This is a genomic window from uncultured Tateyamaria sp. (genome assembly GCF_947488715.1).
Classification (GTDB): domain Bacteria; phylum Pseudomonadota; class Alphaproteobacteria; order Rhodobacterales; family Rhodobacteraceae; genus Tateyamaria.
Genome location: NZ_CANLAG010000002.1, coordinates 92,616 through 108,123, shown reverse-complemented (window position 1 = coordinate 108,123; position 15,508 = coordinate 92,616). Strand labels below are relative to the sequence as shown.

Genomic DNA, 15,508 nt, shown 5'->3' with positions numbered 1-15,508 from the left:
TTTTGGCTCGGGCGCGCACCGCGCCTCTAGTTGCTGCTGGTCAGCGTTATATCAGCCAATGTCGCGGGTTCAACGGTCGGGCGCAGCCCCAAGAGCGGCGCAATCCGGCCAATCATCTCGGCGGCCACCGGCACTGCTGTCCAACCCGCCGTGCGGCGCGGTTTGTCACCCGATGTCTCGACCGGTTCGTCCAGCGTGACAACCAGCACGTATTTCGGATCGTGGGCCGGGAACATGGTGGCAAATGTGGCGATCACCTTGTCATCGTAGTAACCGCCACGCGGTTTCGGCTTGTCCGCTGTGCCGGTCTTGCCACCCACTGCGTACCCCGGCACTTCGCCCATGCTGGCCGTGCCGGACGTCACCACTTTGCGCAACATGGCACGCGCGGCGCGTGCGGCACCCTCGCTCATCACGCGCTCACCGGTCTGCGCGCCAGACTGCTTGAGGATCGTGGGTTTGACCGCCATCCCGCCGTTGGCAATCGCAGCATAGCCCGCCGCCAAATGCATCGGCGACGACGACAGCCCGTGACCATAGCTCACCGTGACGGCGCTCAGGTCGGTCCAACGTTTGGGCAACAGCGGCTTGCCCGTGCGCGCCTCGACAATCTCGAACGGCGTCGCCTCAAAGAACCCCAACCGTTTGAGGAAATCCTGCTGGCGCTTGACCCCGATTTGCAACGCCATGCGTCCGGTCCCACGGTTCGAGGATTTGACGATGATGTCGGCCACACTCAGCTTGCCGTAGTTCTTGTTGCGGAACTCACCGATCTTGAACCCGCCAACCTTCATCGGTCCGGAGGTGTCAATGATGGTCGACGGCGCCACCAGCCCCAGATCCACCGCCTGTGCGGCCGTAAAGATTTTGAAGGCCGAGCCAAGCTCGTACACACCCTGCACCGACCGGTTAAAGAGCGGGCTGTCGCTCTGGTCGCCTTCGGTGGCCGGGCGCGGACGGTTGTTGGGATCAAAGCTGGGCAAGGACACGACCGAGATCACCTCGCCCGTGTGCACGTCCATCAGAACAGATGTAGCACCCTTGGCATTGAGCAGCCGCATACCACCATAAAGCACACGTTCAGCAGCAGCCTGCACCGTCAGGTCCAGCGACAATTGCAGCGGTTTCTGACCGTTAGACGGGTCACGCAAATAGTCGTCGAATTGCTTTTCAACACCAGCCACGCCAATCACCTCCGCGGCACTGACGCCTTCCTTGCCGAAGCTCGCACCACCCAGCACATGCGCCGCCAACGGCCCGTTCGGATAAAGCCGCATGTCACGTGGCCCGAACAACAGGCCCGGATCACCGATTTCATGCACGGCCTGCATCTGCTCGGGGCTGATTTTCTTCTTGATCCACAGGAACTTGCGCTTACCGGTGAAGTCCTCAAGCAGCTCGTCTTCCTTGAGGTCCGGGAACACAGCCGCAAGCCCCTTGGCGGCGGCGGCCGGGTCAACCATGTGCGGCGGTTGCGCATAAAGCGCGTGCGTTTCGAAATTCGTTGCCAACAGATGCCCGTTGCGATCCACAATGTCCGCGCGCGCCGCAGAGATGGCGGCCCCTTGGGCACTGGCACGCGGCTCGACCGGCTCGGATGTGGCCAGCGCACCCATGCGCAGCCCCACCGTCACAAAAGCACAAAGGAAAAACAGACCCAACACCAACAAACGCCCTTCGGCGCGTTGGCGCATCCGATCGCGCATCTCGTCGTGGCGTGCACGCAGATTCTCGCGCTCGATTGCGTCCGGGTTTTCGCCGGCATCGCGCGCAGGCAGGATACGCGCCAGAGGGCGCAGCGGGGTCCGGATCATTCGCCTGCCTCCCGTTCGCCGCGAACTTCGACGGCGTTATCGAAAATCAACTCAGGTGGCGCCGGATAGGCGACTTCGTCCACATGTCCGAACTGATCCGGGCGGAACGGCAACAGGCCCAGCCGGTCAAAGTTGATGTCTGCCAGATCGCGCAACCTGTCAGGGCGGTTCAGATAGGCCCATTCGGCCTTGAGCACTGCCAACCGCGCGTGCGCCGTGCGGATGTCATGGTGCAGCTTGTCGGTGCGCGCCAGTGACTCCTGTGTGGCATAGTTTTCACGGTAGGCCCAAAAGGCCAGGCCGATCACGCCCAGCGTGGTCAGAATGTACAAAACGGTACGCATCACGCGGCCCCCTTGATCTGTGGCATCCCAATGCTCTTTGCGTCGATGGCCCCGCTGGGCGCATCCGTGCGGATCGCGACTCGCAGCTTTGCCGACCGGCTGCGCGGGTTCGCGGCCAGCTCGTCCGCGTCCGGGCCGATGGCTTTGCGGCTTTTGACGGTGAATTGCGCCGGGGCCTGCGTGGTTTCCGGCGCATAGCGGTTGGCGTTGGCCTGTTTTCCCGCACGCGCGGTTAGGAACCGTTTGACCATCCGGTCCTCGACTGAATGGAACGTCACGACGGCCAGACGCCCGCCGGGTTTCAACGCGCGCTCGGCGGCCATAAGCCCCTGATAGAGCTCACCATATTCGTCATTCACCGCGATACGCAACGCCTGAAAACTGCGCGTCGCCGGGTGCGACTGGCCGGGCTTGGCGCGTGGCAGGCATTTTTCGACAATCGTTGCCAGCTCCAGCGTGGTGGTGATGGGACGTGCAGCAATGATGGCGCGGGCGATGCGCCGGCTCGCCCGCTCTTCGCCGTAGTGATAGAGGATGTCGGCCAGCACGGCCTCGTCTGCGGTGTTGACCAGATCGGCTGCCGAGGGGCCGTCCTGGCTCATCCGCATGTCGAGGGGGCCGTCCTTCATAAACGAAAACCCGCGTTCGGCCTGATCCAACTGCATCGAACTGACCCCAAGGTCGAGGACAACGCCGTCGAGGTCCTGCGCATAGCTGTCCATTTTGGAAAACACGCCTGCCTGCATCACGAGCCGGTCGCCATAGTCGCCCGCCCAAGGCGCGGCCATATCAAAGGCCAGCGGATCGCGGTCCACCGCGATCACACACGCGGCCCCTGCTTCCAAAAACGCGCGGGTATAGCCGCCCGCCCCGAATGTGCCATCCAGCCACGTGCCGCCAATCGGCGCGCACTGCGTCAGGATCGCGTCGATCAGTACCGGAATATGTGGCCCCCCAGCCCCCATGATCAGTCCATATCCCCGTCTAGGTAGACTGATGGGTCAACGTCCGGGTCAAACCCGTCATCGTCGAGGGCGGCAATGCTGGCGTCATAGGTCTCGGGCTGCCAAATCTCGAACGTATCGCCGGACGAGACGAAACGCGCCATGCCATCAAGGCCGATCTTTTCACGCAGTTTGGCGGGCAACACGATACGGCCCGTATCATCCACAACCGTCTCGATGGACTGCGCGCTATAGAGCCGCTCCATCGCCTTCCGCTTGGCCGAACCACGCGGGTGTTTCGAGATTTTCTCGTCCACCTCGTCCATGGCCTCGATGGTGAACCCTTCGAGGTAGTCGCGCGTGGCACCGCCGTAGACGATGATGATGCGTGGCGGCAGGCCGTCCGTCCAATCCGGATCACAGGCTTCGATCACACGACGAAACGAGGCCGGGATAGACACCCGCCCCTTTGCGTCCACCTTGTGGTCGCTTTCGCCTCTGAACCTGCGTGCCACTGTCTTGGCCCGTCCCTCTGTTTTTGCGCCTGCCTGCGCCTTGTCTCTGTCTGCGCCCCCGCGCCTGAATTCACCGCCCCCTGAAAATGGAAACGGCGGGTTGATCTGCTGCCACTGATCAACCCGCCGCCCTCGTCCCGCCTTGCGGGATGTCCAGCTGCGCGCGCCACCTGGGGGGATGTCTGCTCGCTCGCGCGCCGGATCTCTGGTCTGATGAAAGCGAGGTGCCTGTATGAAACCTGCTAGAGTTTTGTTGTTTGCTTGGGGTCGTTTGCTGCCCCGTGCTCGTTCTCATCTGATGTCATAAGGTATGACGTGGGAAAACATGGTACGCAATGGTTTTTTACGGCGCGCCAGGGCAATGACCAGCAGATCAATGCAAGAAAATAGGCGGATTGAAAGGCTATCTCAGTGATTTTCCGGCGGATACTGTTGCTCAATCACCAACACACACAATATCTAGTAGCCTGAAAATGACATCCTGAACCGCCCATAAATTCCCAAAAAACTTGGCAACCGAGGCCGAACATCTACGGTGTTTTTGCTTTGTTCTCAAGTGATTTCCAAAACTCCGGCGAAAATGATTCGAATCGAAGCGGAAATCCCGGTAATCGCCCATGATTTCCCATGCCGCCTCCCATTTCTGCCCACCCCCCTTGCATCCCGCGCCAAGGCACGCCACCTGACGCACATTCAGAAAGGGAACCCTATGTCCGACGCCATCCGTATTTTTAGCCATGCCATTTCAATGGTCTTTCGGGACTTCGGTGCCACCCTCCGCGCGACGTCGGTTGGCGTCGCCCTTGTGGCCCTGTCCGTCGTGGCGCTGATTGCTTCCGCACCCGCATCCTTTGGCACCTTGATCACTCAGTCCTTCGATACCGACGCCGTGATCCCGAATGTCGGACTGGTGGTGGCCGCCTTTTTGCTGATGGCGATTGGGTATCTGACCATGGTGGCCGCATGGCACCGGTATGTGCTGCTCCCGCAAGATCAGCGGAGCGGCGGCTTTACCCCAAGCGCCGGAATTGTACTTGGCTATCTGGGGCGCAGCATTCTGTTGGGCCTGTTGATGATGCTACTGGCAATCCCGGTGTTCATCCCCGTCGGGATCATCGCCGCCGCAACAAACAGCGTGCTGGTGTCCGCCATCGCGTCCATCCCGGCCATCGCCATCCTCATCTGGGTGTTCCTGCGGCTCAGCCTGATCCTGCCCGCCTGCACGATCCACCATGACATGAAAGTCCGCGCAAGCTGGGACGCCACCAAAGAGCTGTCGGGCACCATTGCCATGCTGACCATAATCATGGCGCTGGCCGATTTCCTGATCAATCAGGTTCTGGGCTTGCTCCCTTCGGCCAGCATCCTGGGCGGCGTGGTCTCGGTTGTGATCTCCGTGCTCTATGCCCTGGTCAGCGCAAGCGTCCTGACTACCCTATATGGCATCGCCGTCGAAGGGCGCGACGTCTGATCAGGCCATACCGCCCTTGATCAACCCTTCGGCAATGCGCGCATAGGCCTGCGCCATCGGCCCGTCGCCTACCGCGACGGGCGTGCCACCATCCCCGGCCAGCCGGGTCTCCAGGTCAATCGGCAAGGCACCCAGCAACGGAACACCCATCGCATCCGCCTGCGCTGCAACGCCGCCTTGCCCGAAAATCTCGTGCTGCGCACCGCAGTCCGGGCAGACAAACATCGACATGTTCTCAATCAGGCCCAGCACCGGTGTCTTCAGCGTTGTAAACATATCCAATGCCTTGCGCGCGTCGATCAAGGCCACATCCTGCGGGGTCGAAACAACAATCGCCCCAGTCAGCTCCGACTTGGTACACAGGGTCAGTTGCACATCGCCCGTGCCGGGTGGCAGATCGACCAGCAAGACATCCAGCTCGCCCCACTCCACCTGCCCCAGCATCTGCTGCAACGCGCCCATGAGCATGGGACCACGCCAGACCACAGCCTTGCCTTCCTCCAGCATGAACCCGATCGACATCAACGTGACCCCATGCGCGTGCAACGGAATGATCGTCTTGCCATCCGGGCTGGCGGGGCGCTTGTTGACACCCATCATGCGCGGCTGGGACGGACCGTATATATCTGCATCCAGCAGGCCCACCTTGCGCCCCTGCTTGGCCAGCGCCACGGCCAGATTGGACGACACGGTGGATTTGCCCACACCGCCCTTGCCCGAACCAATGGCCAAAATGCGCTGCACACCGCTGGGCTTGGTCGGCCCGTCCTGCGGTTTGGGATGACCACCAATCTTGAGGCTGGGCGGCGCGGGCGGCTTTGCCGCTGGTCCATGGGCCGTCAGCGCAACGCGCACCTCATTGATACCGTCCATGCCCCGCACGGCGGCTTCCGCTGCGGCACGCACCGGCTCCATCCGCGCGGCCAGTTCAGGACTTGGCGCTTCGATCACAAACTGAACCGCATCGCCCGACACCTGTACGGCGCGAATCAAATCGCGGCTCACAAGATCCCCACCATCCGGCATCGCCACGCGCGCCAGTGTTTCCAGAATATCGTCCTTGGTTCGCGCCATGTCTGTTTTCTCCGCTGAGCTGCCGCATTAACTGGCAGAAATCCCCAAAGAGGCAAGGCCCAGACCACACCCAACGGCACAACGCCAAAACCTTGTGCAACCTGCCCGCCTTTTCAACCCAAGGTCTATGCAAATGCTGCATAGCAGCATTGTATCCGTGTCTATTGTGCAGGCGCAGCATTCGCTTATGTTTGTCTCAACGAAATTGAGCAAGAGGCGAGAAAAATGGCCTACTACAATGACATAGCACAGCGCAGCGATCTGGTTGAACGCACCCTGGGTGCCGTTGCGCGTTTCTTCGAAGCCGCGGCCGAGCGTCATGCAACACGCCGCGTGTACCGCACAACACTGGACGAACTGAACACATTGACCAACCGCGAACTGGCGGATCTGGGCATGCACCGTTCGGAACTCAAGCGCGTGGCCTGGGAATCGGCCTACGGCACAGCGTCCAACTGAGACACAAGGATCAGGTGTTCCTCTCCTCCTCCCTGGGACATCTGTAAATTGGCGGCGGCGCCCTCCTCCTCCCTGGCGTCGTCGCACTTTTTCTTCCGCATCTGACCAGATGCACCGACATACATTGCCACCCGGTCCTCCTCCTCCCTGACCGGCGCGATGTTGCAAGAACGGCGGCGCCCTCCTCCTCCCTGGCGTCGCCGTTTTTTGCGTTTCGGGACAGCGCAACAGCGCAGGCTGCGCGCAGACCATCAGCCCGGCACAAACACCCACACCACGCATCGACCACTCGGGTAGTCAGCGCCCAAAATGGGTCGGTGGGCGGGCGCATTTGCCGTCAGGCGAACAGTCCCGCCCGACGACACAATCAGTTTTCAAAAAGGAATATCGTCACACCCGGAGACAAAGCGGGACACAACCTTCTTGGTCCCCGCCTTCTCAAAGGCCACTTCCAGCTTGTCGCCCTCGATGCCAATCACGGCCCCATAGCCAAACTTCTGGTGAAACACCCGCTCGCCCATGGTGAAACTCGACACTGCATTCAGGTCGATCACAGTGTTCTTGCTTTCTTTCGGCTGACTGATCGGCCGCGTGCTTGACCGCGCCTGCAACCGCCTCCAACCGGGGGAGTTGTAGACATTGGCCTCCGCCGCCGCTTCATGCAGGCGCGATTCCATCCCCATCGACGGGGCCGCCGCACCAAATCCGCCGCCATACAGCCCCGGAGGCGTCAAAACCTCCACATGCGCCTCCGGCAACTCGTCGATAAACCGCGATGGCATCGACGACTGCCACTGCCCGAACACCCGCCGGTTCGCGGCAAAAGACACGGTACAGACCTCTTCTGCCCGCGTAATCCCCACGTAGGCCAGCCGCCGCTCTTCCTCGAGCCCCTTGATCCCGCTCTCATCCATGGACCGCTGCGACGGAAACAGCCCGTCTTCCCAGCCGGGCAGGAACACGCAAGGAAATTCCAGCCCCTTGGCCGCATGCAGCGTCATGATCGACACTTTGGCCTCCGCATCCTCACTGGCATTGTCCATCACCAGCGAGACATGCTCCAGAAATCCCTGAAGGTTTTCAAACCCTTCCAGCGCCTTCACCAGTTCCTTGAGGTTCTCCAGCCGTCCCGGCGCCTCGGGTGTCTTGTCGTTCTGCCAATGCGCGGTATAGCCGCTTTCGTCCAGAATGATCTCGGCCAGCTCCACATGGCTGACTGGCGGCGGGCCGTACTCAACACGCAACGGCGCAACCCCGTCGTCCAGCACAGCGTCATCTTCGACCACTTCGATCCGCGGCCCGCGCAGCTTGCTGTGCCACCGCGCAACCCAGTCGACCAGGCTGCGCAGCTCGTTGCCGCCCTTGCCCTTGATCAACCCCTGCTCCACCGCAATCCGCGCCCCTTCAAGAAGCGACACACCGTTGGCCCGTGCCGTGATCTGGATCGTCTGTTGCGCCTTGTCGCCCAGACCACGCTTGGGCGTGTTCACGATCCGCTCAAAGGCCAGATCATCATCCGGGCTGACCACCACACGGAAATAGGCCATCGCATCGCGGATCTCCATCCGCTCATAGAACCGGGGGCCGCCGATGACACGGTAGGGCAACCCAATGGTCAGAAACCGGTCTTCAAACGCACGCATCTGGTGGCTGGCCCGCACCAGAATGGCCATGTCCTCCAGGGACAGGGGCCGCATCCCGCGCGTGCCCTTCTGCGCCGCCTCGATCTCTTCTCCGATCCAGCGCGCCTCTTCCTCACCATCCCAATGACCGATCAGGCGAACCTTTTCGCCCTCGTCCTTGTCCGTCCACAGTGTCTTTCCCAGTCGATTCTCATTGCCGTCGATCACACCCGACGCGGCCGCCAGAATATGCGGCGTCGACCGGTAATTCTGCTCCAGCCGCACCACATGCGCGCCCGGAAAATCCTTTTCAAACCGCAGGATGTTGCCCACTTCGGCCCCGCGCCAGCCATAGATCGACTGGTCGTCGTCGCCCACGCAACAAATGTTCTTGTGCCCCTGCGCCAGCAACCGCAGCCACAGGTACTGCGCCACGTTCGTATCCTGATACTCGTCCACAAGAATATACGCGAACCAGCGCTGGTACTGTTGCAACACGTCGTCATGGGTCTGAAAGATCGTGACCATATGCAACAACAAGTCGCCGAAATCGCAGGCGTTCAGCTCTTTCAGACGCGCCTGATACTGCGCATACAGCTCCACACCCTTGTGATTGTACGCCCCGCCATCTGCCGCAGGCACCGTTTCAGGCGTCAGCGCACGGTTCTTCCAGCCGTCGATGATGCTTGCCAACTGCCGGGCGGGCCAGCGCTTGTCGTCGATGCCCGCAGCCTGGATCAGTTGTTTCAGCAGGCGAATCTGATCGTCCGTATCCAGAATGGTAAAGTTCGACTTCAGCCCAACCAATTCCGCGTGCTGCCGCAACAGCTTTACGCAAATCGCGTGAAAGGTGCCCATCCACGGCATGCCTTCAATCGGCTGCCCCAGCATCTGGCCCACGCGATTCTTCATCTCGCGCGCGGCCTTGTTGGTAAAGGTCACGGCCAGGATCTCATTCGGGCGCGCACGCCCGGTGTTCAGCAGATGTACGATGCGCGCCGTCAACGCACGGGTCTTGCCCGTCCCGGCCCCCGCCAACATCAGCACAGGGCCGTCCATCTGCTCCACCGCTGCACGTTGCGCGGGGTTCAACCCATCCAGATAGGGCTGCGGCCGCGCCGCCATCGCGCGGGCCGACAGCGATGCGCCCTCAAAGGCGTCAAGATCGTCAAAACTGCTCATGGCGCACATGATAGCGCGCGCCATGACAAAGCGAAACCCGTTCCTGATCTGTTCCGCGTGTTTTGGCGCGTATCCCCGCGCCCGGTCTTACATCACTTCGGAAAAGATGTTGTCCGCCACAGCCGCACCCGCAGCATATGCGGCAGGCACCGGCATCGCCTTGACCGTTTTGGGCGCCAATCGCACCGCTCGCGCGGGCATTACCGACCGCGTCGCCTGCGCCCGCAGCGATGCCAGTCCCAGTTTGATCGCCACCTCATTCGACACGTCCTGCCCCACCACACAGTGCAGAGATGGGAAATGCGGCGACAGGCTGTCCTGATCATCCGCCACATCTGGCGTGCGCAGGATCGCGACCAGATTGGGATTGCGATCCTCGGCCATGCCAAGTGTGTCGCCCAACGCATCGCCAATGGTTGTCTTTTCAATGACCAACAGGTCAACGCCCATACGCGTGATGCAGGTTTCCGCCACCAGCAAACTGCCCGTGCCTGTCACCTGAACCCCCGCATTCATCAAAGCAATCTGGCAATGATCAAGGCGGGCAGCTTGGCGGTCGATGATGAGTGCTTGCATTTGGGTGTGTCCTCTTTGGGTGTTTTTGATGATGATTCCACTTTTGCAAAATTGCCGTTAAAATTTGCTTTAACAGTCCGCATGTTTTTGGCTTTGGGTGGACATAAATCCGTCAATCCCTACAGATGGCGCATGGACCTCAACAGCCGCTTTCCCGCCCTGACCGATCTGCGCGCCCGCGCACAGACCCGTATCCCGAAATTTGTGTGGGAATATCTCGACAGCGGCACGGGCGAAGAGGCCACACGCCGGCGCAACCGCGCGGCACTGGACCGCATCGGCATGATGCCGTCGATCCTGCACGGCGAATTTGATCCTGACCTGTCGACCACACTGCTGGGCCAATCCCGTCCGCTGCCATTTGGCATCGCGCCGGTGGGCATGTCGGGGCTGATGTGGCCCGACGCCGAACGGCATCTTGCGCGCGGTGCGGCCCGGCTGAACCTGCCCTATACCCTGTCCACTGTCGCCGCCGCATCCCCCGAAGACGTGGCCCCCGTGCTGGGCGACGACGCCTGGTTCCAGATGTACCCCCCCCGCGACGAAGGCATCCGCCGCGATATGCTCGACCGTGCGCGGGCGGCGGGTTTCAAGACATTGGTGCTGACGGTGGATGTGCCCGTGGCCTCGCGCCGCGAACGCCAGACCCGCTCCGGGCTGACCAATCCCCCACGCCTGACGCCGCGCCTTTTGGCGCAGGTCGCGATGCGCCCCGCCTGGGCCATGGCGATGGCGCGCAAAGGCATGCCGCATATGCGCATGCTCGACGCCTACACCACCGCCGCATCCCCCAACCTGCCCGTCACAGCGCACGTGGGCTACCTGCTGCGCACGTCGCCCGAATGGGACTATGTCTCGTGGCTGCGCGACGCATGGGACGGGCCGTTTGTGGTCAAGGGCGTGATGCGCGGCACCGATGCCGAGCGGCTCGAAACGCTGGGCGTCGACGCGATCTGGGTGTCCAACCACGCGGGTCGCCAGTTCGACGCCGCCCCCGCCACGATCGAGGTCCTGCCCGCCGTCCGGCGCGCCACCCGCCTGCCCATCATCTTCGACAGCGGCATCGAGGGCGGCCTCGACATCCTGCGCGCGCTCGCATCAGGCGCGGATTTCGTCATGTTGGGCCGCGCCTGGCACTACGCGCTTGCGGCGTTGGGACCGGACGGCATCGACCATCTGGTGCACATCCTGTCCGAAGACCTCAAGTCCAACATGGGCCAACTGGGCGCCCGCACTCTCAATGATTTGCCCAAGCCGTTTCAGCACCCCTAGGGGCTGCGACAACTTGGCCACCACCCGAAACCGCATAAAAGCACACCATCGCCCGTTGTCAGTGCAATCGAAACACACAGCAACGGAGCACTGCAATGACGACTTTCATTCGGACACTGATGGCCTCGACCGTACTGGTCGGCAGCCTCGCGATTGGCTGGAAAACAGCGCTGGCCGATGGCCACGCCACCACCGCCGCCACCGCAGACCTCGTTAACCTGACAGGCGACGTGGTCGGCACCGCCGATCTGCAAGAAACCCCGCACGGCGTGCTGGTTCACATTCGTGTGGGCGATCTGCCGCCCGGCGCCAAAGGTGTCCACTTTCATGCCAAGGCGCACTGCAGCGCCGACACCGGCTTCAAGTCATCCCACGGTCACCACGGCGAACCCGAGGGTGCGCACGGCCTCCTGAACCCGGCCGGTCCGGGCAAGGGTGATCTGGGCAACATCTATGTCGGCACGGACGGCATCGGCGAAATGCAGGTGTTCAAAACCGGGGCCCGCCTGTCCGGCGGGGACCTGCCGCTTCTGGATGCGGACGGTACGGCGATTGTCGTTCACGCTGGTCCCGACGACCAGATCAGCCAACCCATCGGCGGAGCAGGCGCGCGCATTCTCTGCGGTATCGTGACCGCAGGCTGACGCCAGAACACCCCACAAAACCGGTGCCCGCCCCCCGTGGGCACCGCGCGTCCCCGCCGCCTACCCAGAACTACGTGTTGTTTGCGTTACGTAAACGTCATAAAGGATGCTGCAACTGCACAATACTGCTCCGGGGGAAGCATTCATGCCCGAATTCAAAAAGATTCTCATCGCCAACCGCGGAGAGATCGCAATCCGCATCATGCGCGCCGCAAACGAGATGGGCAAAAAGACGGTCGCCGTCTTTGCCGAAGAGGACAAGCTGGGCCTGCACCGGTTCAAAGCCGACGAAGCCTACCGCATCGGCGAGGGTCTGGGACCTGTCGCGGCCTATCTGAGCATCGACGAAATGATCCGCGTCGCCCGCGAAAGCGGCGCTGACGCGATCCACCCCGGCTACGGCCTGCTGTCTGAAAACCCCGAATTTGTCGATGCCTGCGAGAAAAACGGCATCACCTTCATCGGTCCCAAGGCCGAGACCATGCGCGCCTTGGGTGACAAGGCCAGCGCGCGCCGCGTGGCCATCGAGGCCGGTGTGCCCGTCATCCCCGCAACCGAAGTGCTGGGCGACGACATGGACGCCATCCGCAAAGAGGCCAAAGAGGTCGGCTACCCGCTGATGCTCAAGGCGTCCTGGGGCGGCGGCGGTCGCGGCATGCGCCCGATCCTCAGCGCGGATGAGGTCGAGGAAAAAGTGCTGGAGGGGCGCCGCGAGGCCGAAGCGGCCTTTGGCAATGGCGAAGGCTATCTCGAAAAGATGATCACCCGCGCCCGCCACGTCGAGGTGCAGATCCTCGGCGACAAACATGGCGGCATGTACCACCTTTTTGAACGCGACTGTTCGGTGCAGCGCCGCAACCAAAAGGTCGTGGAACGCGCGCCCGCGCCCTATCTGACGCCCGAACAGCGGACCGAAATCTGCGACCTTGGCTACAAAATCTGCAAACACGTGAACTACGAATGCGCAGGCACCGTCGAATTCCTGATGGATATGGACGACGGCAAATTCTACTTCATCGAAGTGAACCCGCGCGTGCAGGTCGAACACACTGTCACTGAAGAAGTGACAGGTATCGACATCGTGCAGGCCCAGATCCTGATCGCCGAAGGCAAGACCATTCAGGACGCCACCGGCAAACCCAGCCAGGATGACGTCGTGCTGACCGGCCACGCGCTGCAAACCCGGATCACCACCGAGGACCCGCAAAACAACTTTATCCCGGACTATGGCCGCATCACCGCCTACCGCGAGGCGACCGGTATGGGCATTCGTCTGGACGGTGGCACCGCCTATGCGGGCGGCGTGATCACGCGCTACTACGACAGCCTGCTGACCAAGGTCACGGCCAAGGCCCCCACACCCGAAATGGCCATTGCCCGCATGGACCGCGCCCTGCGCGAATTCCGCATCCGGGGTGTCAGCACCAACATCGCCTTTGTCGAAAACCTGCTGAAACACCCGACCTTCCTGTCGAACGAATACACAACCAAGTTCATCGACGACACGCCCGACCTCTTCAGCTTCAAGCGTCGCCGCGACCGTGGCACCAAGGTGCTGACCTACATCGCCGACATCACCGTCAACGGCCACCCGGAGGTCAAGGACCGGCCCAAACCGCGCGCCGACCTCAAACCGCCAAAACCACCTGCCGCCCTCGGTGACGCCCAGATGGGCACCCGCAACCTGCTGGAGCAAAAAGGCCCGCAGGCCGTGGCCGATTGGATGAAGGCCCAGCAACAGCTCCTGATCACCGACACAACCATGCGCGACGGGCACCAATCGCTGCTCGCGACCCGGATGCGCAGCCACGACATGATCAAGGTCGCCCCGGCCTATGCCGCCAACCTGCCGCAGCTGTTCTCAATGGAATGTTGGGGCGGTGCGACATTCGACGTGGCCTACCGGTTCTTGCAGGAATGCCCGTGGCAGCGCCTGCGCGACCTGCGCGAGCGTATGCCGAACCTGATGACGCAGATGCTGCTGCGCGGTGCCAACGGCGTGGGCTATACCAACTATCCCGACAACGTGGTGCAGGAATTTGTGCGCGTGGCCGCGACCACCGGCATCGACGTCTTCCGCGTGTTCGACAGCCTCAATTGGGTCGAAAACATGCGCGTCGCCATGGACGCAGTGCAAGAGCAGAACAAGATCTGCGAAGGTACGATCTGCTACACCGGGGACATCCTGAACCCCGACCGCGCCAAGTATGACCTGAAATACTATGTCGACATGGGCAACCAGCTCAAAGCGGCTGGCGCCCATGTGCTGGGCCTCAAGGACATGGCCGGCCTCTTGAAACCCGCCTCGGCCCGCGTGCTCGTCAAGGCGCTGAAACAAGAGGTCGGCTTGCCGATTCACTTCCACACCCACGACACGGCCGGCATCGCCTGCGCCACCATCCTCGCCGCCGCTGAGGCTGGCGTGGATGCGGTCGATTGCGCCATGGACGCACTGTCGGGCAACACGTCCCAGGCCACACTGGGCACCGTGGTGGAATCGCTGCAACACACCGACCGCGACACCGGCCTCGACATCGACGCCATCCGCGACATCTCTGACTATTGGGAAGCTGTCCGCGACCACTACGCCGCGTTTGAGTCGGGCATGCAAGCGCCCAGCTCCGAAGTCTACCTGCACGAAATGCCCGGCGGTCAGTTCACCAACCTCAAGGCACAGGCGCGGTCCATGGGGCTGGAAGAACGCTGGCACGAGGTCGCGCGCACTTACCGCGACGTGAACCAGATGTTCGGCGATATCGTCAAGGTGACACCATCCTCCAAGGTGGTGGGCGACATGGCGCTGATGATGGTCTCACAGGGCCTCACCCGCGCCGAAGTCGAAGACCCCGACAAGGACGTGGCCTTCCCCGATTCCGTCGTGGACATGATGCGCGGCAACCTGGGCCAGCCTCCCGGCGGCTTCCCCATCGGGGTGCAGACCAAGGCGCTCAAGGGCGAGGCACCCAACACCCAGCGCCCCGGCGCAGATGTGCCCGCTGTCGACCTCGACGCGACACGCGCCGACCTGTCCGCGCAACTCGAAGGGCGCGAAGTCGATGACGAAGACCTGTCGGGTTACCTGATGTACCCCAAGGTGTTCCTCGACTACATGGGCCGCCACCGCACCTACGGACCCGTCCGGACCCTGCCGACCAAGACATTTTTCTACGGCATGCAGCCCGGCGAAGAGATCACCGCCGAAATCGACCCCGGCAAGACGCTGGAAATCCGGTTGCAAGCCGTGGGCGAAACCAACGAGGACGGCGAAGCCAAGGTATTCTTTGAACTCAACGGCCAGCCTCGCGTGATCCGCGTTCCCAACCGTATGGTCAAATCCACAACCGTGCAGCGGCCCAAAGCCGAACTGGGCAATGCGGGCCACATCGGGGCGCCCATGCCCGGCGTTGTGGCATCGGTGGGTGTGCAGGTCGGTCAGGAAGTCACCGAAGGCGATCTGTTGCTGACCATCGAAGCGATGAAGATGGAAACCGGCATCCACGCCGAACGTGATGCCGTGGTCAAGGCCGTGCACGTCGCCCCCGGCGGTCAGATCGACGCCAAGGACCTGCTGGTCGAACTGGAATAGCGACA

12 protein-coding genes are annotated in these 15,508 nt (G+C 62.1%); 5 read left to right on the top strand and 7 right to left on the bottom strand.

What is annotated here, in order from left to right; genetic code table 11:
- Nucleotides 1-26: 26 nt before the first annotated feature.
- The 4 genes from Q0936_RS04820 to mraZ are packed head-to-tail and all read right to left on the bottom strand — an operon-like array spanning nucleotide 27 to nucleotide 3,617.
- Nucleotides 27-1,814, bottom strand: a complete 1,788-nt coding sequence (locus Q0936_RS04820) for a penicillin-binding protein 2 (protein ID WP_299294021.1) — start codon at nucleotides 1,812-1,814, stop codon at nucleotides 27-29.
- Nucleotides 1,811-2,158, bottom strand: a complete 348-nt coding sequence (locus Q0936_RS04815) for a cell division protein FtsL (protein ID WP_299294020.1) — start codon at nucleotides 2,156-2,158, stop codon at nucleotides 1,811-1,813. Before Q0936_RS04815 ends, Q0936_RS04820 begins: the two co-directional genes overlap by 4 nt.
- Complete coding sequence (gene rsmH / locus Q0936_RS04810; protein ID WP_299294018.1) at nucleotides 2,158-3,123, bottom strand: 16S rRNA (cytosine(1402)-N(4))-methyltransferase RsmH; 966 nt, start codon at nucleotides 3,121-3,123, stop codon at nucleotides 2,158-2,160. Before rsmH ends, Q0936_RS04815 begins: the two co-directional genes overlap by 1 nt.
- Nucleotides 3,124-3,125: 2 nt before the next feature.
- Complete coding sequence (gene mraZ / locus Q0936_RS04805; RefSeq protein WP_299294035.1) at nucleotides 3,126-3,617, bottom strand: division/cell wall cluster transcriptional repressor MraZ; 492 nt, start codon at nucleotides 3,615-3,617, stop codon at nucleotides 3,126-3,128.
- A gap of 709 nt (nucleotides 3,618-4,326) precedes the next feature.
- Between mraZ and Q0936_RS04800 the strand changes: the two genes are divergently transcribed.
- Nucleotides 4,327-5,088, top strand: a complete 762-nt coding sequence (locus tag Q0936_RS04800; protein WP_299298885.1) for a hypothetical protein — start codon at nucleotides 4,327-4,329, stop codon at nucleotides 5,086-5,088.
- Here Q0936_RS04800 and Q0936_RS04795 read toward each other — a convergent pair whose 3' ends face one another.
- Complete coding sequence (locus Q0936_RS04795) at nucleotides 5,089-6,162, bottom strand: Mrp/NBP35 family ATP-binding protein (protein ID WP_299298882.1); 1,074 nt, start codon at nucleotides 6,160-6,162, stop codon at nucleotides 5,089-5,091.
- Nucleotides 6,163-6,387: 225 nt separating this feature from the next.
- Here Q0936_RS04795 and Q0936_RS04790 point away from each other — a divergent pair, with 225 nt between their 5' ends.
- Nucleotides 6,388-6,621, top strand: a complete 234-nt coding sequence (locus Q0936_RS04790; RefSeq protein WP_299140365.1) for a DUF1127 domain-containing protein — start codon at nucleotides 6,388-6,390, stop codon at nucleotides 6,619-6,621.
- A gap of 374 nt (nucleotides 6,622-6,995) precedes the next feature.
- On the opposite strand, the gene Q0936_RS04785 is transcribed toward Q0936_RS04790, so the two are convergent.
- Nucleotides 6,996-9,425, bottom strand: coding sequence for an ATP-dependent helicase (locus tag Q0936_RS04785; protein WP_299377927.1), 2,430 nt, complete (start codon nucleotides 9,423-9,425; stop codon nucleotides 6,996-6,998).
- A gap of 87 nt (nucleotides 9,426-9,512) precedes the next feature.
- Nucleotides 9,513-10,001 carry a hypothetical protein gene (locus Q0936_RS04780; protein ID WP_299295322.1) on the bottom strand — a complete coding sequence of 163 codons (489 nt, stop codon included), beginning with the start codon at nucleotides 9,999-10,001 and terminating at the stop codon, nucleotides 9,513-9,515.
- A gap of 132 nt (nucleotides 10,002-10,133) precedes the next feature.
- Here Q0936_RS04780 and Q0936_RS04775 point away from each other — a divergent pair, with 132 nt between their 5' ends.
- The 3 genes from Q0936_RS04775 to Q0936_RS04765 all read left to right on the top strand — a co-directional run bounded on the left by Q0936_RS04775 (nucleotide 10,134) and on the right by Q0936_RS04765 (nucleotide 15,503).
- Nucleotides 10,134-11,273 (top strand): alpha-hydroxy acid oxidase, encoded by a 1,140-nt coding sequence (locus Q0936_RS04775; protein WP_299295326.1) that lies wholly within the window; start codon nucleotides 10,134-10,136, stop codon nucleotides 11,271-11,273.
- A gap of 95 nt (nucleotides 11,274-11,368) precedes the next feature.
- Entirely contained in the window at nucleotides 11,369-11,917 is a 549-nt protein-coding gene (locus tag Q0936_RS04770) for a superoxide dismutase family protein (protein ID WP_299295320.1), read from the top strand.
- 145 nt (nucleotides 11,918-12,062) lie between these two features.
- On the top strand, nucleotides 12,063-15,503 hold the full coding sequence (locus tag Q0936_RS04765; RefSeq protein ID WP_299140351.1) for a pyruvate carboxylase: 3,441 nt from the start codon (nucleotides 12,063-12,065) through the stop codon (nucleotides 15,501-15,503).
- Nucleotides 15,504-15,508 lie beyond the last annotated feature (5 nt).